Here is an 18813-nt window from a genome sequence, read left to right as displayed (position 1 = left end):
CCAACATCCGGCCCCAGTCATGCGGGATGGGCCGGGCCGTTTCAACCGTGCGTGCGGGTCCGCCTGCGCAACGGCGAGTCGGGACGGCGCTCGCGGAAGATCGACCAGGCCAGCTTAGGCCGCACCAGCGCCAGGCCGGCCCAGACGGCGAGCACCAGGGCGTAGCGGGACGCCGCTACGACGGTTTCTCCCGCGCCCATTCCCAATCGCGCCGGCGCTTCGACTTCCACAGTTGCGGCCCACATCGTCTGCCCTCCTCGTCTGAACGTTGGGCAGACCGTGAAGCGCGGGTGCGACAGGTTCGGTCGTAGTCAGATCACGGCCGGCCTTTCGTGGACGCCGCGCGCCAGCTCCAGTTGCTCGACCATCACCGCGCGCAGGGTCTCAGGCTGCAGGATCTCCAGCTTGTCGCCCCAGGTGAACAGGTGCCAGGCCAGCTCCAGCATGCCGCTGGCGCGGAACGACACGCGGACCGAGCCGTCCGCCAGCGGTTCGACCATCTGATTGGCGTGGAAGCGCCACCCCAGCGCATCCTCCGCCCCGTGCGGGCGGACGTGCAGCACCACATCCTCGACCGCGTCATGATAGATGCCGAAGCTCTCGTCGGCGAAGTCCTGCAGCGAGAAGCCGGCGGGTCGCGCGCCCGGACGCTCCAGCACCTCGATGTCGTGCAGCCGGTCAAGCCGCCAGGTGCGCGGCTCGTCCTCGCCGGCCTCCGCGGCGACCAGGTAGTTGCTGCGGCCGAACAGCAGGCCCAGCGGCGTCACCTCGCGCGTCCGCCCTGGCGTCGAGCCCCCTTCGTAGCGGAAGGCGATCATCCGCATCGACTTCACCGCCTCACGGATCGCGGCCAGGGCCAGTTCGTCCTCGAACGGGCGGGGGCCGGCCTGTACGGCGATAGTCTCCGCCTGCAGCAGGGCCTCCAGATCCGGAGCCAGACGGCGGCGCGCGGGCGCGCGGGTCGCCGACAGGATCTTCTGCTCGAGCACCCGTAGGCTGGCCGCGCGAGCCTGGGCGCCGGAGGCCGCAAGCGCGTCGGCGGCAGTGCGCAACGCCACCAGCTCGTCGGCGCTGGGCGCCTGGTAGAGGCCGTCCAGGCCGGCGGCGATACGGAAGCGGCGCGTCGGCGGATCCTCGATCTCCTCGAGCTGCGGGAACAGCTCTCGCACAGCGTCACGCATGCGCTCCGCCGTGCGCCGCCCGACGCCCATCCGCTCGGCCATCTCGTCGAGGGTCAGGCCCTCGGCGGTGCCGGACAGCAGGCGCGCCAGTTCCAGAACCTGGGTCGCCTTTTCATGTCGCATGGGAGCTTGCGTCCGATTCTGTCGTGGAGGTCGATCAAACCTGAGGGCTAGGTCAACCGCAACCGGGAACCAGCCCATGTTCAAGCCCGCCCGCCGCCGCACCAAGGCCCCCGCCGCCCGCCCGCCGGTGCGCCTCCGCCCGCTGTCCGGCGCGGTGATCGACGCCGTACTGCGCTACTCCGACGTCCAGCAGGATTTGGGTGGCGGACGCACGCTGATGCGCATCAGCGACGCGCGTCTGCACGAGGCGGAAGTGCGCGACAGCCTCGGCGAGACGGCCGCTCGGGCGGCCACGGTCAGCATTCTGTGGAATGAGCGCGAAGGACAGATTATTCAGGTGCTCGACTCCGCGCGCCGACTCGCGGCTTAAGGTCGACGTTAGGAGCTTCCCAGATGCGACGCAGACGCGCGCCCATGGCTGTCGACCTCGCAGGCATGCGACCCCCGACGGCCGATTCTCCCCGTGAAGCGATCCGGCTGCGGCCGTGGATGGCGCCGGCCGCCCTCGCGGGCCTGGTGGCGCTATGGCTGCTTGGTCGCGTCCTGCATTTGGCCTAGAGGCGCGGCTCCGGCATCGAATTCGTCTTCGCGCGCCAGATCAGCCACAGCGCCGGCAACATGCCGGCTGAGGCGAACATGATCGGCGCGTGCGATCCGATGGTGGAGAACAGCACGCCGGCGGCGACCGGGCCGATCACCCTGGCGAAGGCGCCGGCCGCATTGATCGCTCCCAGCGTCGCGCCTTGTCCTTCCTGGGGCGCCGCGTGCGACACCAGCGAGGTCAGCGCCGGCATCGCCACAGCATGGCACATCACCGCCGCGACGACGCAGGCGACGGCCAGGGCGACGGGGCCAGCCACCGACTGCAGCGCCATGACGACAGAACAGGCGCCCAGCCCCAGCACCACCGTCACCCGCGCGCCGATCCGCCGCACCAGATAGCCGGAGAGGAATCCCTGGCACAGCGCGCCGCCCACGCCGGTCATCGCCATCACCACACCGATGTCGCGCGGCTCCCAGTCGAAGCGGTCGCGGCCCCAAAGCCCTACGGTCGACCACATGGCCGAGAAGGCGGCGAACAGCACGAAGGTGGCCATCACCAGACGCCGCAGCACCGGATCGCCAAGGGCGTGCTTCAGCGCACTCGCCGGCCCGACACTGCGCTGACGGTGCGCGCCTTCGCGCAGGCTTTCCGGCACGAACATCATGATGAAGATGCCGGCCAGCACGCAGAGCACGCCTGCCACCAGCAGCGGAGGACGCAGGCCCGCGGCCCCCAGGTCCGGGTTCGCCAGCAGGCCGCCCAGCGAAGGGCCGACGACGAAGCCCACGCTGAACGCTGCGCCGATCATGCCGAGTCGCCCGGCCAGGCGCTCCTCGGGCGTCACATCGACGATGTAGCCCTGGATGACCGAGATGTTACCGCTAAAGAAGCCGGCGACGGCGCGCGCCAGGACCGCCAGCCAGATGTTCGGCGCGAACGCCAGGCCCAGATATCCCAACGCCGAGACGAAGATGGTGATCAGCAGCACGGGCCGCCGGCCGACGCGGTCCGACAGCGGGCCCCAGGTCAACTCGCCCAGGAACTGGCCCAGCGAGAAGGTCGCGAACATCAGCGTCACCTGCCAGGGCGGGGCGTCGAAGACGATCACGTAGAACGGCAGCAGCGGGATCACTACGCCGAAGCCGATCAGGCTCAGGAACACGATCAGCAGCAGCACCGGGCCGGCCCACTGCGAATGCGGCGGGGCCGGCGGGTCCGCAGGCGCGCTGGTCATGAGCGGCGTTGTCCGGCTGGCGCGACGGCGTGCACCGAAACGCGGCGCGCCTTCGTGTGGGAATGGAGTTCCGGCGTCCCCGTCAGCGACGCCGGCCCTATTGTGCAGCCGGAGGCTCGGCGGGCGCAAGCGCCCGCCGTATCAGTTAAACTGTATCAGGCTGCAGCTTTGGCGGCTTCGGGATAGCGGTAGGCCTCGCCCTGGCCGTCGGCCGCCGCGAACTGCGCCTCGGCGAATCGCCAGTTGATCAGCTTGGCCCACCACTGCTCGAGGAACGCCTTCCGGTCGTTCTTGTAGTCGAGGTAATAGGCGTTCTCCCACACGTCACAGACCAGGATCGGTGTGACGCCGTCGCGGGTCAACGCGGTGTCGGCGTCGTGGGTCGAGATCACCGACAGTTCGCCCTTCTCCGCGACCAGCCAGGCCCAGCCCGAGGCGAAGTGGTTGAAGCCCTCGTCGACGAACTTGGCCTTCAGCCCGTCCATGCCGCCGAAGGACTTTTCGATGGCCTGCGCCAGCCCGCCTGACGGCGCGACGAAGGTCGGCGTCATGCACTCCCAGAAGAAGGCATGGTTCCAGGCCTGGGCCGCGTTGTTGAACAGCTTGCGCTCGCCCTTGGCCGCGGCGTCGCGGATCACCTGCTCCAGGCTCCGCGGCTTGGCGCCGGCTTCGGTCAGCAGGGTGTTGGTGACCTCGACGTAGCGGGCGTGATGCTTGTCATGGTGGGTGCGCAGCGTCGGCTCCCCGAGGATGGGGGCGAGCGCGTCATAGGCGTACGGCAGGGGAGGCAGAACGAACATGCTGGAACTCCGGTTGGGAAGGGCGGAAAACGGGCGCGCTAGGCGCTCGACCACCGCCAACTCTCAACGGACCGTGCCCGCCGATGTTCCGCCGCGGCGCACCATGCGCCCCGCTCAGACGACGGAGGCGGTGACCTGGGGGGCCGCCTCCAGCAGGGCGGCGACGAGGCCTAGGGCACGTTCGACGTCAGCGCGGCTGGCGGGCCCGCCCAGGCCGATCCGGACCGCCTCCGGCGCCGCGCCGAGGCTGAAGGCGTCGCTGGGCACCACGCCGACGCCCGCCGCTCCCAGCCGGCCGACGAATTCGCCCCGCGTCCATCCCTCGGGCAGGGTCAGCCAGAGATGGAAGGCGTCGGGGGCGGACTGCACCAGCTCCGAGGGCAGCCGGCGTAGGGCGATCGCGTGTCGAGCCTTGGCCTCAGCGCGCAGGGCCGCGGTGACGGCGGCCGCCGCGCCGGTCTCGATCCAGCGGGTGGCGATGGCGGCGGTGAGCGGCGAGGCCATCGCCGCGGAAGCCCTGACGGCGGCGCGCACCCGGCCGGCTGCGCGGACGCTGGGCGACGCCACATAGGCGATCCGCAGGGCCGGCGAGACCGACTTGGCCAGGCCCGCCACGTGATAGGCGGTCTCCGGCGCCAATGCGGTCATCGGCGGCGGAGCGGATGGCGCGAGGCCCGCATAGGCGTCATCCTCGACGATGGTCACGCCGTGGCGCCGCGCGATCTCGACGATCGCCTGGCGTCGCTCCAGCGGCAGGGTGGCGGTCGTCGGGTTGTGCAGGGTCGGCGTGCAGTAGAGCGCCTTGGGCGCATGCTCGCGGCAGGCGCGCGCGAAAGCGTCGGGGTCCATGCCCTGAGCATCCATCAAGACCGGAACCAGCCGCAGCCCCGCCTGGGCGGCGAGCGCCCGGAACCCGGGAAAGGTCAGCGCTTCAGCGCACACCGCATCGCCCGGCTGCGCGAGGCCGGCCATCACCGCCAGCAGCCCGCCCTGGGCGCCCGGCGTGACGACCAGCGTTTCCGGGTCAAGCTTCGGCAGGCGCGCCGCCAGCCACGCCGCGCCCGCGGCCCGGTCGCGCAATGCGCCCGCCGGGTCCTGATAGCGCAGCAGCAGGTCGAGGCCGCCTTCGCGCAGGGTCGCCACCTCGTCCCACAGGCGCGCGGTCAGCGCCGGATCGTCGAAGTGCGGCGGCAGGTTCATGCTGAGGTCCACCGGCGCGCGTGGCGGCGGCGCGGCGGCGCGCACATAGGTTCCCTGCCCGACCCGGCCCTCGACGAGGCCGCGGCGCGCGGCCTCCGCATAGCCGCGGCTGACGGTAGTGAAGTCGATGCCCAGCTGCGCGGCGAGGCTGCGCTGCGGAGGAAGTCGGGTCCCCACCGATAAGCGCCCGCTGCGCATGTCCTCTTCGATCGCGTCGGCGATGGCTAGGTAGTGGGGTCCCGCCGCGCGCGCCAGGCGCGGCGACCAGTCCGCTTCGGTAGACATGCCGTCATTCATCGTCGGTCCCTACAACAGCCTGATTGTATGCATACGAACGAGTTATGTCGCAACATAAACCCATACAATGCCGTTGATCGATCTTTGTATGTGCGCTACAGAAACGTTCATGCAGTCAATTGTGGATGAGATGATCGAGATGACCGGCGCACCACGTTCCGCCGCCCTGGGCCTGAAGCGCGGTCTCGCCCGCCGCTGCCCCAACTGCGGCGAGGGCCAACTGTTTCGCGGCTACCTCAAGGTCGAGCCGTCCTGCGAGGCTTGCGGTCACGACACCGCCTCGTACCGCGCCGACGACGGTCCGGCCTATTTCACCATCCTGCTGGTCGGCCACCTGGTGGTCGCGCCGCTACTCTGTTTCAGCTTCATCTGGACTTGGCCCGTCGGCCTGGTGATCGCACTGACCTTCTCGTTGATCACCGCCGTGACCCTGACGCTGCTGCCCCTGGTCAAGGGCGGCTTCATCGGCGTTCAGTGGGCGACACGGGCGCCGGCGGCGGCGTAGACTTCACGCCGTAGGAGGCCGGAGGCGAATGCTCGATCCGCTCGACGCTGTGACCCTGGCGCGGATGCAGTTCGCCTTCACGGTCTCGTTCCACTTCCTGTTCCCCGCCTTCTCGATCGGGCTCGCCAGCTATCTGGCGGTGCTGGAGGCGCTGTGGCTGGCGACGCGGCGCGAGGTGTTCCTTGTGCTGTTCAAGTACTGGATCAAGATCTTCGCCCTGACCTTCGCCATGGGGGTCGTCTCCGGCATCGTCATGTCCTACCAGTTCGGGACCAATTGGTCGGTGTTCTCCGACAAGGCCGGGCCGGTGATCGGCCCACTGATGGCGTACGAAGTGCTGACGGCCTTCTTCCTGGAGGCCGGTTTCCTGGGGGTGATGCTGTTCGGGCTGAAGCGGGTCGGCCCTGGCCTACACTTCACCGCGACGCTGGCGGTGGCGATCGGCACCTTCATCTCCGCCTTCTGGATCCTGGCGGCCAACAGCTGGATGCACACCCCGCAGGGCTTCGGGATCAACGCCGCCGGCCAGTTCACGCCGCTGGACTGGTGGGCGATCGTCTTCAACCCGTCCTTCCCCTACCGCCTCGTCCATACGGTAATGGCGGCCTATCTGACCACGGCCCTGGCGGTGGGCGCAGTCGGCGCCTGGCACCTCCTGCGCGACAACACCAACCCAGGCTCGCGGGTGATGTTCACCATGGCCACCGGCATGATCGCCGTGGTCGCGCCGTTGCAGATCCTCGCCGGCGACATGCACGGGCTGAACACGCTGGAGCACCAGCCGGCCAAGGTGATGGCCATGGAGGGTCACTACCAGAGCCACCCGCACGGCGCGCCGCTGATCCTGTTCGGCCTGCCCGACCAGGACGCCGGCGTGGTGCGCTATGCGGTTGAGATCCCCAAGGCCTCGTCGCTGATCCTAAAGCATGATCCGAACGCGCCCCTGGCCGGCCTCGACACCATCCCGCGCACTGACTGGCCGCCGACGCCGATCGTCTTCTGGTCGTTCAGGGTCATGGTGGGCCTGGGCATGCTGATGCTGGCCCTCGGCGCCGCCGGCGTGCTGGCCCGTCTGCGGGGCCGGCTGTACGACTGGCGCTGGCTGCACCGTTTCGCCCTGGCCATGGGACCGGCGGGTTTTGTCGCCGTGCTGGCCGGCTGGGTGACCACCGAGGTGGGACGTCAGCCGTTCACCGTCTACGGGCTGCTGCGCACCGCCCACTCCGCAGCCCCCCTGGACGCACCCGCCGTCGCCGCCTCGCTGCTCGCGTTCGTCGTCGTCTACTTCGTCGTGTTCGGCGCTGGGACCGGCTACATCCTCAAGCTGATGGCCCACGCGCCCCAGGCCGACGAGCCGGATTTGGCGTCTGCGCCCGGCGCGCCGATCCGCTCGGCCGGCATCACGCCCGCACCCGCCATCGACCCCGACCGCACCCTGGACGAGGGTCGGCGATGAGCTTTTTCGACCTGCCGACCGCCTGGGCCTTTGTGATCGCGTTCGCGGTGTTCGCCTATGTGGTGATGGACGGCTTCGACCTCGGCATCGGCGTGCTGTTCCCGATCTTCAAGCCGGGGAATGAACGCGATACGGCGATGAATTCCGTGGCCCCGGTGTGGGACGGCAACGAGACCTGGCTGGTGCTGGGCGGCGGCGGACTGATGGCCGCCTTCCCGCTGGCCTATGCGGTGGTGATGCCGGCGGTCTACGCCCCGCTGATCGCCATGCTGCTGGCGCTGATCTTCCGCGGCGTGGCCTTCGAGTTCCGCTGGCGCGACCCCGCGCACCGGGCGTTCTGGGATGTGGCCTTCACCGGCGGCTCGGTCCTGGCGGCCTTCGCCCAGGGCGTGGTCCTGGGCGCCTTGCTGCAGGGGATCAAGGTCGAGGGCCGCGGCTATGCCGGCGGTTGGTGGGACTGGCTGACGCCGTTCAGCCTGCTGGCCGGCGTCAGCGTGGTGATCGGCTACGCCCTGCTCGGCGCCTGCTGGCTGATCATGAAGGCCGAAGGATCTCTGCAGGACCATGCCTGGCGCTGGGCCGGCCGGCTGGGGATCGCCACACTGAGCTGCGTCGGCTTGGTCAGCGCTGCGACGCCTTTCCTGGAGCATGTCTATTTCGAGCGCTGGTTCGCCTTCCCGCGCGTGCTGTTCACCGCCCAGGTGCCGGTGCTGGTCGCAGTGGTCGGGGTGCTGTTCTTCCTGGCCCTGAAGAAGCGCCGCGAGCGTGCGCCGTTCCTGCTGGCGCTGACCCTGTTCGGGCTCTGCTTCGCGGGACTGGGCGTCAGCATCTTCCCCCACATCGTGCCCGGGGCTTTGACCATCCATCAGGCCGCCGCGCCTAGCGCCAGCCAGGCCTTCACCCTGGTCGGCGCGGCGGTGATGATCCCGATCATCATCGCCTACACGGCCTATTCCTACTGGGTGTTTCGCGGAAAGTCGGGGACAGAGGGCTATCACTGATGGCCTTGCCCCAAGCTGCGCGGCGCCTCGCCTGGTTCGTCGGCCTCTGGGTCGCGGGCGTCGCCGCGGTCGGCGCGGTCTCCCTGCTGCTGCGCCTTTGGATCGGCTGAGCGGCCGTCAGAAGTTGACCGCCACACCGGCGCGGAATGATCGCCCAGGCTGCGGAGCGATGTCCTTCAGGAACGACACGTGCTCGCGCACCACCTGGTCGGTCAGGTTGCGGCCTTCGACATAGAGCCGCAGGTCGCGCGCCGGCGAGGGACGGAACGACAGCTTCGCGTCCAGCGTCGTGTAGGCCTCGGTGGGAGTCTCGAACGCCGCCAGGCGATCCTGCCGCGCCGCATGACGCACCTCGGAGGAAGCTTCGATCTTCGGGCCGTCCCAGATCAGGCGCGCCGTCGCCGACCAAGGCGGGATCCGCGCCAGACGCCCGACGCCGGCCGTCGCCCGCACCGTGTCGAAGTCCCCTTCCAGGTTCAGGCTGCGGGCGTCGTCGCTCCACAGCCGGTAGGCCGCCTCGACCTCGGCGCCCGTGAACCGCGCATCGGTCTGGGTGAAGCGGAAGACCGGCAGTTCGCCATCCACGTCCAACCCGCCGTCTTCGCCGACCCGGTCGCCGTTGGGAGCCTGCTCGATATAGCCGTCGTACCGGGCGTGGTAGACGTGCGCCTCCAGTCGCCCGCGCGCCGGCGTCCAGCGCCAGGTGGCCTCGATCGACGTCGCCTGTTCGGACGTCAGCGAAGGATCGCCGATCTCGTAGGCGCCCGTCCCCGCGTGCGGCCCGTCGGCGAACAGCTCGAACTCGGTTGGCGCGCGGCGGTTGCGTGCGACGCTGAGCCCCACGAACAGGTCCGGCCGAGGCCGCCAGAACGCCGCGGCCGAGGCCGAGACGTCGTTGAAGACGGGTTGGCGGCTGACGCTGGACCAGTCGAGGCCGTTGGCCGCGGCCGCCTCGCTGGTCGGCCGCCCCTGCAGCCCGGCGCGCAGGTCCCGGCGCTCGATCCTCAGCCCGCCCTCGACACCCCAGCCGCCGCGGTCCAGCCGCTGCAGCACGAACGCCGCCGCCTCACTTATCCTCGTCGGCGGGATGAACGCTTCGTCGCCGATCGCCTGCAGTTCGCGTTGCAGACCCTGGACGCCCACCGCGCCCTGCCAGCCGCCGCGCTGTCGCTGCACCAACTCGAGCCGGCCCTCCGTCCCGTTCGACAGGAACCGCGTCCCCACCGCGCCGCTCGCCCGCTCGATTTCCGCATGCTCGTAGTCGGCATGGCCCAGCGACAATCGCATGCGGTCGAACGGGCCCAGATCCGTCGCGGCCTCGCCGCGCAGATCGAGTCGCGTCTGCTTCAGGTCGATGTAGACCGGTCCCTCCTGCGGCGGCGGTCCGGCCGCCTGAGGATACGGAAGTCCGTAACGTGTGGCGGTCCGCTTCGCCGAGACGCCCAGGTAGCCCTGGCCGCCCACGTAAGAGAGGCCGCCGCCCCAATCCTGGAGCCTCACGTCGCTGTTGCGGACGCGCCGGTCGCGTAGCGGGGCCAAAGCGTTCGCCGTCGCATAGGCCCGTGACACGGGATCGACCGGCACGGCGTAGTCGCCGCTCGCGCGCCGCGCCGCATCCAGCGTCGCCACCCAGGGTCCAAGGCCGATTTTCACGCCCAGGGCGGCCGCGTCGCTGTCGTCCACCGATCCGGCGGAAAGCGAGGCGCGTCCCGACGGTCCGTCCGCCACGCGCGAGGCGATCCGGTCGTCGAGCACGTTGACCACGCCGCCGATCGCCGAGCCGCCGTAGGCCAGCGTCGCCGGTCCGCGCAGCACCTCGATCCGCGTGGCCTGAGCGGGCTCCGACGCCACGGCGTGGTCTGGCGAGAGCGTGCTGGCGTCGATCAGGCCGACGCCGTTCTGCAGGATCATCACCCGGGGGCCGGAAAGGCCGCGGATGATCGGCCGGCTCGCCCCCGGTCCGAAGGCGCTGGACCGCACGCCGGGGATCGCCTCCAGCATGTCGCCGAGGCCAGCCGGCGACGCGGTCTCAAGCGCCTCGCGTGTCAAAACCTCGACGCTGGTGGTCACGGAGTCCAGCGACACCGCGTAGGGCGCGCCGGTGACGACGATCTCAGAAACCTCGCCGCAAGCCGCGGCGGCCCCTGAGGGCGCCGCGGCGGCGAGCGCGCAGAACAGAAATGATGTCAGGCGCATGGAGACTCTTCCGCAGTGGAAGAAGTCTCGTATGTTATATCATAACATCTATCAAGCTACGCTGCGTAGCGGCTAGAGGATGCCGCCACCGTCAACGGGAATGGTCTGGCCCAGGATGTAGGAGGCCATCGGCGAGGCCAGGAACAACGCTACCGTACCCATCTCCTCGGGCCGTCCGAGCCGGCGCATCGGGATGCCCTGCAGCGTACCGGCCAGGCGTTCCGGGTTGTCGGTGGTGACCTTGGTCATCTTGGTATCCACCATGCCCGGCGCGATGCCGTTGACCCGGATGCCGTCGCGCGCCCAGGCGTCCCCCAGGACGCGCGTCAGTCCCATCGCCCCGGTCTTGGATGCGTTGTAGGCCGGATTGCCGCGGGTCGAATGGAAGGCCGCCGTCGAGCTCACCAGGATCACCGAGCCCTTGGCGGCGGCGAGCATGTCGTGGAATTTCTCGGCGCAGGCCATCAGGCTGTTGAGGTTCACGTCGACTACCTTGCGGAAGGTCTCGGTCTTGAACTCCGCGCGATTGTAGATCACCAGCCCCTGGCAGCAGACCAGCACGTCGAGACTGTCGAACGGCGGCTTGTAGGCCTCGATGGCGGCGAAGTCGCTGACGTCCATCCGGTCATAGCTCAAGCCGGTCAGGTCGGACCCCTCATCGCCGGCATAGTCCGCGGCGCTGGCGCGCGTCCCCCACACATGCACCTTGGCGCCGGCGTCCAGGAAGGCGTGCGAAATGGCGTTGCCGATGCCGCTCGAACCGCCGACCACCAGCACCGTCTTGCCGGAGAAATTCAGATAATCCACGTCATGCCTCGTCGCTGCAGCCCCGTTCCGAGGCGCTCAAGTGGTTGGATCAATTCAAGGACGCTGTAAACCGGCGTCGTAGCGTCAAGCGGGCTTGCGAATCAGGCCTTCGCGCAACAGCGCCATGACCTGGTCGATGATCTGATCAAGCGTCAGAGGACCCTTCGGGTTGTACCAGGTGCCGACCCAGATCAACGAACCCAGCACCAGGTAGCGGACCACCTTAAGGTCGAACTCGGGCCGCCACAGGCCCTGCGCCTCGCCCTCGTCGAACAGGCGGCCGAAGATCGCCGCGTACTGACGCTCCTGTTCGAGTTGTTCCTCACGCAGCGGCTTCGGCAGTTGGCGCAGCGCGAAGACCCGTTGGGCGAACGGCTCCCGCGTCGACATGTGCAGGTGGATGCGGAGCGCCGCCTCCAGCCGGTCCAGCGGCGAACTGTGGGAGCCCAGCGCCTCAATGCCCTTGTTCAGCGCGGCCATGCCGCGGCCGACGCCATCCTTGAGCGCGGCGCGGATCAGATCATCCTTGGATTCGAAGTGGTAGTAGATGCTGCCGGCCTTCATCCCCGACGCGGTGGCGATGTCGCGCAGGGTGATCGCGGTCAGGCCCTTGGTCTTGCTCAGGCGCAAGGCGGTCTTGATGATGTTGGCCCGCGTGATGTCGGCCTTTGTCGGGTCTTCGCCGGGTTCCTCGCCCTTGGGGCGGCGGGTCTGCGAGGCGGCGGCGGCGCGGGCCGTCGGCTTGCGGGTGAATTCGCGGTTGGCCGGCTCGGGCACAATGTCCTGCCGCTCGTCCGATCGGGCGCTCGCCTTGGCTTTGGCCATCAACCTGCCTCCTGTCGTCAGGCGCTCGAATCACCGCCGTCGCTCGTTCGCGCGCCTCCCCACGCTCGCGGGAGACGGCGCTGCGGTGAAGTACAGCTCGAACGTCCGCTCCCTGCCCCGGTGTCTGGGCGGGGAGCGGACGGTGTGGCTTAGGCTGCGGCCTTGCGGGTCACGGCCATGTCGAGGACGCGGCTACGCTGGGCGCTGGCGCCGCCGAACAGCTCCGCATTCGACCGCGCACGCTTGAAGTAGAGATGGTTCTTCATCTCCCAGGTGAAGCCGATCGCACCGAAGATCTGGATGCTCTGGTGCGTGGCCGCGCTGTAGGCGTCGCTGGTGTAGGCTTTGGCCATCGCCGCTGCGATCGGGCCTTCCTCGTTGTCGTCCGACAGCGCCCAGCCGGCGTAGAGCACGCCGACGCTCGCCGCTTCGCTGGTCCCGAAAGTGTCGGCCAGGCCGTGCTTGATCGACTGGTAGGCGCCGATCGGCTTGCCGAACGCCACCCGCTCCTTGGCGTACTCGGTGCTCATCTCCAGGATCCGCTGCAGTCCGCCCGCGCTGTCGGCCGCCAGCGTCAGCAGCAGCCGGTCGCGCACCCACGGCCAGATGTCCGCGTCGTCAGCCGCCAGCAGCTCGGCGTCGGCGTCCTTGAAGCTGATGTTGACCACTTCACGGGTCACGTCCTTCCACGGCAGGACCTTGACGTCCACGCCGGCCTGCTTCGCGTCGACCAGGAACAGGCCACGCTTGCCGCCGTTCTCCGCCGCCACCACCAGGGTGTCGGCCGAGCCGCCGTCGACCACGAACGACTTCGAGCCGTTGATCTTGTAGCCGGAACCCGCCTGGGTCGCCTTGGCGTCCGAGGACGGACCGTCGTACTCGCCGTTGGCGTCGCTCACCGCCAGCGCCATCTTGGTCTCGCCCGCCGCCAGCGCGGCCAGGTATTTCTGCTTCTGGCTCTCGGAGCCCGCTTTCATCAGCGACCAGGCGCCGGCCAGCGCCCCCAGCAGCGGCGTCGGAGCCACTGTGCGGCCGATCTCCTGGACGATCATCACCAGGTCCAGCGGCGTCATGCCCGAGCCGCCGTATTCCTCCGGGATCACCAGGCCAGGCCAACCCAGCTCGGCGATCTTCTGCCAGTTCGCCTCGTAGCCGGAGTCAGCCACCGTGGACTTCGGGTTCTTCAGGATCGGATCAAGATTGATCTCTTTCTCCAAAAACACCCGCGCCGTGTCGCGAAGCATCCGATGGTCGTCATCAAGTGAGAAGTTCATCGTCTTTTCCCTAATTGACCCGCGACTTAAGCCGCGGCGCGGCTCAACGCCTTTTGGTTTTCTGTCCAATCGCCCTTGGCGGACGGATCGAGTTCGCGCGGCAGGCCAAGCAGACGCTCACCGACCACGTTCTTCAGCACCTCCTGGGTGCCGACGCCGAGCGTGATGGCGGGGCTGAACCAGAAGCCCACGTCCCAGGTGCCACGGCCGCCGAACTCGGTGCTCTCCGGGGTCGGGAACACCTTCTCGCCGGCGATCAGGCCGGCCTGCCCCTGCACCAGCTTGGCGAGCGCCAGCATCTTCTGTCCATGCGGCGCGGCGATCATCTTGGCGACCGCCGATTCCGGACCTGGGCGCTTGGCGTTCACGTGGTCGCTGAGCCGGCGGTAGTTCAGAAGCCGGACCATCTCGCCTTCGATATAGAGCTTGGCCGCCTCGTCGCGGACCGCGCCGTCGTTGAGCTTGCCGATCGCGTGCAGACCGGTGATCAGGTCACGGGCTGTCGGGCCGTAGCCCCAAACCGCACCGGGCTTGCCCATGTGGACCCGCTCGCTGCCCAACATCTGCATGGTCAGGCGCCAGCCGTCGCCTTCCTCGCCCAGGCGATTGCTCGCCGGCACACGGACATCGTCGAAGAACACTTCGTTGAACTCATTCTCGTGGCCGGTCATGTCCTCGATCGGGCGGATTGTGACGCCCGGATTGTTCTTCAGCTCGACGAGTAAGCAGGTGAGGCCCGCATGCTTGGCGGCGTGCGGATCGGTGCGCACGACGATGCAGCCGACGTGGGCGTGGTTGGCGTTCGAGGTCCAGATCTTCTGACCGCGGATGATGTAGTCGTCGCCGTCACGGGTCGCGGTGGTGCGAAGCGCGCCGAGGTCGGAGCCGCCCGAGGGCTCGCTGAACAGCTGGCACCAGTGCTCTTCGCCCATCAGGCCCTTTTCGAGATAGCGGGCCTTGGCTTCCGGCGTGCCGTGGGTCAGCAGCGAAGGACCGCAGTTGTTCTGCGCCACTAGGTCGCCCGACCGCTTGATGCCGGCGCGCTTGAGTTCATCGTCGACGATGAGTTGTAGCTCCGCGCTGGCGCTGAGGCCGTAAGGCGCCGGCCAGTGGGGCACCTCGTAGCCCGAATCCAGCATCTCGCGCGGCGTCGGATTAGGATGTTTCTTGACCCACTCTCGAATCTCGAGCCGTCTCGGGTCGTCTTCGCCTGCAATATCGAAATCCATCTGGGCTCTCCCACTTTCACTGAAAATTCTGGTCAAATAGCGTGGCCCGCTGCATATGGCGCGGACGCGTTTTTCATTGAGGTCAAATCTAACAACCGCTTGTTAGCCAACGCAAGGTCGCCGTCAAGCCGGTTGAGGATTCCCGCCGGCGACTGCGTATCCCACGAGCCTGCCGGCCGGCTGGAACCTGGGTCGCCGCCACGCCAACCAATGGTTTGACCAATTGCGCCACCTTGCGGATTGATGTGATAGCCTAGTTCGAACATGCGATTGAATCATCGGTCGGCCCTTACGGACAGGTGCGTATGAGCGACGAACAAAGCAGCGCTGTGATCGAACGCGCGCCTGCGCGCGCAACGCGCCCGCAGAGCCGCCGAGTGTTCGAGGACGTCTGCAAGCAGATCCGTCAGGATGTGACGCTCGGCAAGCTGCGCTCCGGCGACAAACTCCCCTCCGAGCGCGACATGGCCGAACAGCTCGGCGTCAGCCGCGCAGCGGTGCGCGAGGCGCTGCGCGCGCTGGAAGCCTCAGGCGTGCTGGAATTCCGCAAGGGCGTCTACGGCGGCGCGTTCATCCGCGACATGAGCTCCACCGGCGTGACCATGTCGATCAGCGACATGCTTTCGCTAGGCAACCTGTCGCTCGACAATCTGACCGAGACGCGCACTTGCCTGTTGAGCTTCGCAGTGCGGATGGCCTGCGAACGTGCGACCGAAGAAGACCTGGCCGCCATCGAGGCCAGTCTCGAACAGGTCGACAGGGCCACCGACATGAACAGCCGCATCGCCGGCATCGGGGCCTTCTACACTCTGATCGCCGCGGCCGCGCACAACGGGGTGCTGCAGATCCTGATCGAGGCCGTCACCCTGATTGCGACCGACCTGCTGACCAAGCTGAAGCCGCAGAGCGTCGGCGAGGGTCTATCGGAGCGCCGTCGGCCAATCGTCAACGCCATCCGCGCCCGCGACACCGATACGGCCGTGCATCTGATGGAGGTTCACCTGGGCCAACTGCACGCCTACGTCGATGCGCACGGCGGAGCCAAGGTCCTGCAGTCCAAGTAGAGCGGTCCAAACAGGACGCGGACGGACGAGCGCGCGCCGCTAAGGCGCTCGCTCGTCCATCGTCTTAATGATGGTGGCGCAGGAACTTGTGCGCCGCGCCGAACAGCAGCGAGTCGAGCTGGTCATTGTTGAGGTTCGCACGCTTGGCGTAGCCGACCGGATCGGTCTGCTCGATCACGTAGGGATAGTCGGTGCCGAGAAAAATGTGGCCCGGCGCCAGGTGTTCGCACAGGTGCTTCAGGTAGGTCGTGTCATAGACATTGCTGTCGAAGTACATCTTCGCGGCCATGTCGCGCGGCCGGTTTGGCATCGATCCCGCCATGTCGCCGCCCAGATTCCAGAGCCAGTCCAGCCGATAAACGATCGGCGCCACCGCACCACCGCCATGGCTGAAGCCGATACGCAGGTTCGGGAAACGGCCGATGGTGTCGTTGGCCAGCATCGAGGCCACGGTCATCGCGGTGTCGATCGGGAAGCCGGCGGTGTTGGTCAACACCATCGGCAGATCAAGGCCCTGGGTGACCAGCGGGTGCAGGGCGTGGGCGTAGACCGCCAGACCCAGGGACTCGGCGGCCTCCCAGACGGGGTCGAAACTCCGGTCGCCGAGGTACTTGCCGTTGACGTTGCTGCCGACCTCGATCCCGGAAAGGCCGTAGACGTTCTTCACCCGCTCCAGATGCTTCACCGCCAAGGCGGGATCCTGCATCGGCACCATGCCCAGGCCCGCGAAACGGCTGGGTTCGGCCGCGCAATGGTCGGCGATGTCCTGGTTCATCAGGTCGCACATCGCGGTCGCTGCGTCCGGACCGAACCAATAGGACAGCAGTTCCGGCATCGGCGACAGCGCGTGCACCGAGACGCCGTCGCGATCCATGTCCTCGATCCGCTTGCGTCGGTCCCAGGAGCGGTTGTCGAGCTGGCGGAAAGGCTTGTCCCCCATCATCACCGTGGCGGTGGTCGCCGAGGTGTGCTGCATGCAGGGCCACCGCGCCTCCCCCGCCGGCCCCGCCGGGAAGTCGTGCGGGGTCATGTGCGAGTGCATGTCGACGGGGCCCGCCTTGAGGCGAGCGGATGGGTTGTTCATGGCTGGGCCTCCCCTGGGCCTAAGCTCAGGCCGGTTGTTTTTGTTCGCGCGCCTTGACCAGATCGAGGGCGACGTCGACGATCATGTCCTCCTGACCGCCCACCATCCGGCGACGGCCCAACTCCACCAGGATGTCGCGAACATCGACGCCGAAAGCGTCGCGAGCGTTCTCCGCATGGCGCAGGAAGCTCGAATAGACCCCAGCATAACCCAAGGTCAACGTCTCGCGGTCGACTCGCACCGGGCGATCCTGCAACGGGCGCACCACGTCGTCGGCGGCGTCCATCAGCTTGTAGAGGTCGCAGCCGTGATCCCAACCCATCTTGTCGGCGGCGGCGACGAAAACCTCCAGCGGAGCGTTGCCCGCCCCGGCCCCTTGAGCGGCGAGGGAGGCGTCGACACGGGTGGCCCCGGCCTCGACGGCGACGATCGAATTGGCCACGCCCAGCGCCAGGTTGTGGTGGGCATGGATGCCGATCTCGGTTTCAGGCTTCAAGCCGTCGCGATAGGCGCGCACGCGGTCACGGGTGCCGTTCATGTTCAGAGCGCCGCCGGAATCCACCACGTAGATGCAGTGGGCGCCGTAGCTCTCCATCAGCTTGCCCTGGACGACCAGGTCCTTGGGTTCGCTCATGTGCGACATCATCAGGAAGCCCGAGACGTCCATGCCCAGGTGACGGGCGGTCTCGATGTGCTGCTTGGAGATGTCGGCCTCCGTGCAGTGGGTCGCCACGCGCACCGAACGCACGCCGCGCTTGTAGGCCTCTTCGAGGTCTTCAATCGTACCGATCCCGGGGATCAGCAGCGTGGTCAGCTTGGCGGTCTTGACCGCGGCTGCGGCGGCGGAGATCCAGTCGTTGTCGGTCTCGCGACCGAACCCGTAGTTGACGCTGGAGCCGGACAAGCCATCGCCGTGCGCCACTTCAATGGCGGCGACGCCGGCGGAGTCCAGCAGGCCGGCGATCTCGCCGACCTGGGCCGCGGTCAGGCTGTGACGGACGGCGTGCATGCCGTCCCGCAGGGTGACGTCCTGGATGTACAGCTTCACAGGATCGCTCATTACGCGGTCACCTTCTTTTCAGCCCACTGCTCGGCGATGCTCAGCGCCGCCGAAGTCATGATGTCGAGATTGCCGGCATACTTCGGCAGGAAGTCGCCGGCCCCCTCGACTTCGAGGAACACCGAGGTCTTCAGGCCGGTGAATTCGCCGTAGCCCGGGATGTGCAGCGGGATGTTCGAGCCGACGTGTTCGACCAAGACCTCCTGCTTCAGCCGATAGCCGGGAACATATTTCGCCACCGCAGCCACCATCTCCTCGACCGATTTGCGGATCTCGTCCGGATCGGCCTCGTCGCTCAAACAATAGACCGTGTCGCGCATCAGCAGCGGCGGCTCGGCCGGGTTGAGGATGATGATCGCCTTGCCCCGCTGGGCGCCGCCGACTTCCTCGATCGCCCGCGACGTCGTCTGGGTGAACTCGTCGATGTTGGCGCGGGTGCCGGGACCGGCCGACTTCGACGAGATCGAAGCGACGATCTCGCCGTAGCGGACCCGGGCGACGCGGTTGACCGCAGCCACGATCGGCACGGTCGCCTGGCCGCCGCACGTCACCATGTTGAGGTTGATCTCGTCCTGGTGCTGGGCGGCGTTGACCACCGGGATGCAGAACGGCCCGATGGCCGCCGGCGTCAGGTCGAGGATCCGCTTGCCGTGCGCGCGCAGCACCGCATCGTGGTGCTTGTGGGCGCCGGCGGAGGTGGCGTCAAAGACGATCTCGATGTCCTTGAACTCGGGAAGCTTGACCAGCCCCTCGACGCCCTCGGCGGTTATCGCCACGCCGCTCTCGCGGGCCATGCGCAGGCCCTCGGAGTTGGCGTCGATGCCGACCATCGCCGCCACTTCGACATTGCGGCCGATCCGCTGGATTTTCCGCATCAGGTCCGTGCCGATATTGCCGGAGCCGATGATCGCAACCTTGGTTTTCGACATGATT

General features: G+C 68.1%; 19 protein-coding genes. 6 read left to right on the top strand and 13 right to left on the bottom strand.

Annotation, left to right across the window (positions count from 1 at the left end; genetic code table 11):
• Positions 1–41 precede the first annotated feature (41 nt).
• The gene (locus Q8R27_RS01165; protein WP_305697283.1) at positions 42–245 is read right to left on the bottom strand and encodes a hypothetical protein; all 204 of its coding nucleotides are present in this window, start codon (positions 243–245) and stop codon (positions 42–44) included.
• A gap of 66 nt (positions 246–311) precedes the next feature.
• On the bottom strand, positions 312–1304 hold the full coding sequence (locus tag Q8R27_RS01160; RefSeq protein WP_305697282.1) for a YafY family protein: 993 nt from the start codon (positions 1302–1304) through the stop codon (positions 312–314).
• A 76-nt stretch (positions 1305–1380) separates the two neighbouring features.
• On the opposite strand from Q8R27_RS01160, the gene Q8R27_RS01155 reads away from it, so the two are divergent.
• The gene (locus Q8R27_RS01155) at positions 1381–1674 is read left to right on the top strand and encodes a hypothetical protein (RefSeq protein ID WP_305697281.1); all 294 of its coding nucleotides are present in this window, start codon (positions 1381–1383) and stop codon (positions 1672–1674) included.
• Positions 1675–1858: 184 nt separating this feature from the next.
• On the opposite strand, the gene Q8R27_RS01150 is transcribed toward Q8R27_RS01155, so the two are convergent.
• From Q8R27_RS01150 to Q8R27_RS01140, 3 genes are all read right to left on the bottom strand, one after another.
• Positions 1859–3082: an MFS transporter gene (locus tag Q8R27_RS01150; protein WP_305697280.1), complete on the bottom strand. Its 1224-nt coding sequence runs from the start codon at positions 3080–3082 to the stop codon at positions 1859–1861.
• A gap of 155 nt (positions 3083–3237) precedes the next feature.
• Positions 3238–3882 (bottom strand): superoxide dismutase, encoded by a 645-nt coding sequence (locus Q8R27_RS01145; protein WP_305697279.1) that lies wholly within the window; start codon positions 3880–3882, stop codon positions 3238–3240.
• Positions 3883–3996: 114 nt separating this feature from the next.
• Entirely contained in the window at positions 3997–5367 is a 1371-nt protein-coding gene (locus tag Q8R27_RS01140) for a PLP-dependent aminotransferase family protein (RefSeq protein ID WP_305697278.1), read from the bottom strand.
• A 121-nt stretch (positions 5368–5488) separates the two neighbouring features.
• On the opposite strand from Q8R27_RS01140, the gene Q8R27_RS01135 reads away from it, so the two are divergent.
• Genes Q8R27_RS01135 through Q8R27_RS01120 form a run of 4 tightly spaced genes read left to right on the top strand, consistent with a single transcriptional unit; the run spans position 5489 to position 8451 of the window.
• Complete coding sequence (locus Q8R27_RS01135) at positions 5489–5884, top strand: DUF983 domain-containing protein (RefSeq protein ID WP_305697277.1); 396 nt, start codon at positions 5489–5491, stop codon at positions 5882–5884.
• 28 nt (positions 5885–5912) lie between these two features.
• The gene (locus tag Q8R27_RS01130) at positions 5913–7340 is read left to right on the top strand and encodes a cytochrome ubiquinol oxidase subunit I (protein ID WP_305697276.1); all 1428 of its coding nucleotides are present in this window, start codon (positions 5913–5915) and stop codon (positions 7338–7340) included.
• Positions 7337–8341 (top strand): cytochrome d ubiquinol oxidase subunit II, encoded by a 1005-nt coding sequence (gene cydB / locus Q8R27_RS01125; RefSeq protein ID WP_305697275.1) that lies wholly within the window; start codon positions 7337–7339, stop codon positions 8339–8341. The genes Q8R27_RS01130 and cydB overlap by 4 nt, the downstream gene beginning before the upstream one ends.
• Positions 8341–8451 carry a DUF2474 family protein gene (locus Q8R27_RS01120; protein ID WP_305697274.1) on the top strand — a complete coding sequence of 37 codons (111 nt, stop codon included), beginning with the start codon at positions 8341–8343 and terminating at the stop codon, positions 8449–8451. The genes cydB and Q8R27_RS01120 overlap by 1 nt, the downstream gene beginning before the upstream one ends.
• Before the next feature lie 7 nt (positions 8452–8458).
• On the opposite strand, the gene Q8R27_RS01115 is transcribed toward Q8R27_RS01120, so the two are convergent.
• The 5 genes from Q8R27_RS01115 to Q8R27_RS01095 form a co-directional block, all read right to left on the bottom strand.
• Positions 8459–10537, bottom strand: coding sequence for a TonB-dependent receptor (locus Q8R27_RS01115; protein ID WP_305697273.1), 2079 nt, complete (start codon positions 10535–10537; stop codon positions 8459–8461).
• Between the two features lie 72 nt (positions 10538–10609).
• The gene (locus Q8R27_RS01110) at positions 10610–11344 is read right to left on the bottom strand and encodes an SDR family NAD(P)-dependent oxidoreductase (RefSeq protein ID WP_305697272.1); all 735 of its coding nucleotides are present in this window, start codon (positions 11342–11344) and stop codon (positions 10610–10612) included.
• An 84-nt stretch (positions 11345–11428) separates the two neighbouring features.
• Complete coding sequence (locus Q8R27_RS01105; protein WP_305697271.1) at positions 11429–12169, bottom strand: TetR/AcrR family transcriptional regulator; 741 nt, start codon at positions 12167–12169, stop codon at positions 11429–11431.
• A gap of 149 nt (positions 12170–12318) precedes the next feature.
• Entirely contained in the window at positions 12319–13443 is a 1125-nt protein-coding gene (locus Q8R27_RS01100; protein WP_305697270.1) for an acyl-CoA dehydrogenase family protein, read from the bottom strand.
• Positions 13444–13469: 26 nt separating this feature from the next.
• The gene (locus Q8R27_RS01095; protein WP_305697269.1) at positions 13470–14672 is read right to left on the bottom strand and encodes an acyl-CoA dehydrogenase family protein; all 1203 of its coding nucleotides are present in this window, start codon (positions 14670–14672) and stop codon (positions 13470–13472) included.
• A 305-nt stretch (positions 14673–14977) separates the two neighbouring features.
• Between Q8R27_RS01095 and Q8R27_RS01090 the strand changes: the two genes are divergently transcribed.
• On the top strand, positions 14978–15736 hold the full coding sequence (locus Q8R27_RS01090) for a FadR/GntR family transcriptional regulator (protein WP_305697268.1): 759 nt from the start codon (positions 14978–14980) through the stop codon (positions 15734–15736).
• 64 nt (positions 15737–15800) lie between these two features.
• On the opposite strand, the gene Q8R27_RS01085 is transcribed toward Q8R27_RS01090, so the two are convergent.
• The 3 genes from Q8R27_RS01085 to Q8R27_RS01075 are packed head-to-tail and all read right to left on the bottom strand — an operon-like array spanning position 15801 to position 18812.
• Positions 15801–16820 carry an amidohydrolase family protein gene (locus Q8R27_RS01085; protein ID WP_305697267.1) on the bottom strand — a complete coding sequence of 340 codons (1020 nt, stop codon included), beginning with the start codon at positions 16818–16820 and terminating at the stop codon, positions 15801–15803.
• 25 nt (positions 16821–16845) lie between these two features.
• Positions 16846–17880, bottom strand: a complete 1035-nt coding sequence (gene dmpG, locus Q8R27_RS01080) for a 4-hydroxy-2-oxovalerate aldolase (RefSeq protein WP_305697266.1) — start codon at positions 17878–17880, stop codon at positions 16846–16848.
• On the bottom strand, positions 17880–18812 hold the full coding sequence (locus Q8R27_RS01075; RefSeq protein ID WP_305697295.1) for an acetaldehyde dehydrogenase (acetylating): 933 nt from the start codon (positions 18810–18812) through the stop codon (positions 17880–17882). The genes dmpG and Q8R27_RS01075 overlap by 1 nt, the downstream gene beginning before the upstream one ends.
• Position 18813: the final 1 nt, after the last annotated feature.

It is taken from the genome of Phenylobacterium sp. (assembly GCF_030697305.1).
GTDB lineage: Bacteria > Pseudomonadota > Alphaproteobacteria > Caulobacterales > Caulobacteraceae > Phenylobacterium.
The sequence above is the reverse complement of the archived record's forward strand: the minus strand, read 5'-3'. Positions and strand labels throughout refer to the sequence as shown.

Bases quoted from the DNA above. Each gene is read 5' to 3' on its own strand.
- Q8R27_RS01165 (WP_305697283.1), bottom strand. From the start codon at position 245: ATGTGGGCCGCAACTGTGGAAGTCGAAGCGCCGGCGCGATTGGGAATG.
- Q8R27_RS01160 (WP_305697282.1), bottom strand. From the start codon at position 1,304: ATGCGACATGAAAAGGCGACCCAGGTTCTGGAACTGGCGCGCCTGCTG.
- Q8R27_RS01155 (WP_305697281.1), top strand. From the start codon at position 1,381: ATGTTCAAGCCCGCCCGCCGCCGCACCAAGGCCCCCGCCGCCCGCCCG.
- Q8R27_RS01150 (WP_305697280.1), bottom strand. From the start codon at position 3,082: ATGACCAGCGCGCCTGCGGACCCGCCGGCCCCGCCGCATTCGCAGTGG.
- Q8R27_RS01145 (WP_305697279.1), bottom strand. From the start codon at position 3,882: ATGTTCGTTCTGCCTCCCCTGCCGTACGCCTATGACGCGCTCGCCCCC.
- Q8R27_RS01140 (WP_305697278.1), bottom strand. From the start codon at position 5,367: ATGTCTACCGAAGCGGACTGGTCGCCGCGCCTGGCGCGCGCGGCGGGA.
- Q8R27_RS01135 (WP_305697277.1), top strand. From the start codon at position 5,489: ATGCAGTCAATTGTGGATGAGATGATCGAGATGACCGGCGCACCACGT.
- Q8R27_RS01130 (WP_305697276.1), top strand. From the start codon at position 5,913: ATGCTCGATCCGCTCGACGCTGTGACCCTGGCGCGGATGCAGTTCGCC.
- cydB (WP_305697275.1), top strand. From the start codon at position 7,337: ATGAGCTTTTTCGACCTGCCGACCGCCTGGGCCTTTGTGATCGCGTTC.
- Q8R27_RS01120 (WP_305697274.1), top strand. From the start codon at position 8,341: ATGGCCTTGCCCCAAGCTGCGCGGCGCCTCGCCTGGTTCGTCGGCCTC.
- Q8R27_RS01115 (WP_305697273.1), bottom strand. From the start codon at position 10,537: ATGCGCCTGACATCATTTCTGTTCTGCGCGCTCGCCGCCGCGGCGCCC.
- Q8R27_RS01105 (WP_305697271.1), bottom strand. From the start codon at position 12,169: ATGGCCAAAGCCAAGGCGAGCGCCCGATCGGACGAGCGGCAGGACATT.
- Q8R27_RS01100 (WP_305697270.1), bottom strand. From the start codon at position 13,443: ATGAACTTCTCACTTGATGACGACCATCGGATGCTTCGCGACACGGCG.
- Q8R27_RS01095 (WP_305697269.1), bottom strand. From the start codon at position 14,672: ATGGATTTCGATATTGCAGGCGAAGACGACCCGAGACGGCTCGAGATT.
- Q8R27_RS01090 (WP_305697268.1), top strand. From the start codon at position 14,978: ATGAGCGACGAACAAAGCAGCGCTGTGATCGAACGCGCGCCTGCGCGC.
- Q8R27_RS01085 (WP_305697267.1), bottom strand. From the start codon at position 16,820: ATGAACAACCCATCCGCTCGCCTCAAGGCGGGCCCCGTCGACATGCAC.
- dmpG (WP_305697266.1), bottom strand. From the start codon at position 17,880: ATGAGCGATCCTGTGAAGCTGTACATCCAGGACGTCACCCTGCGGGAC.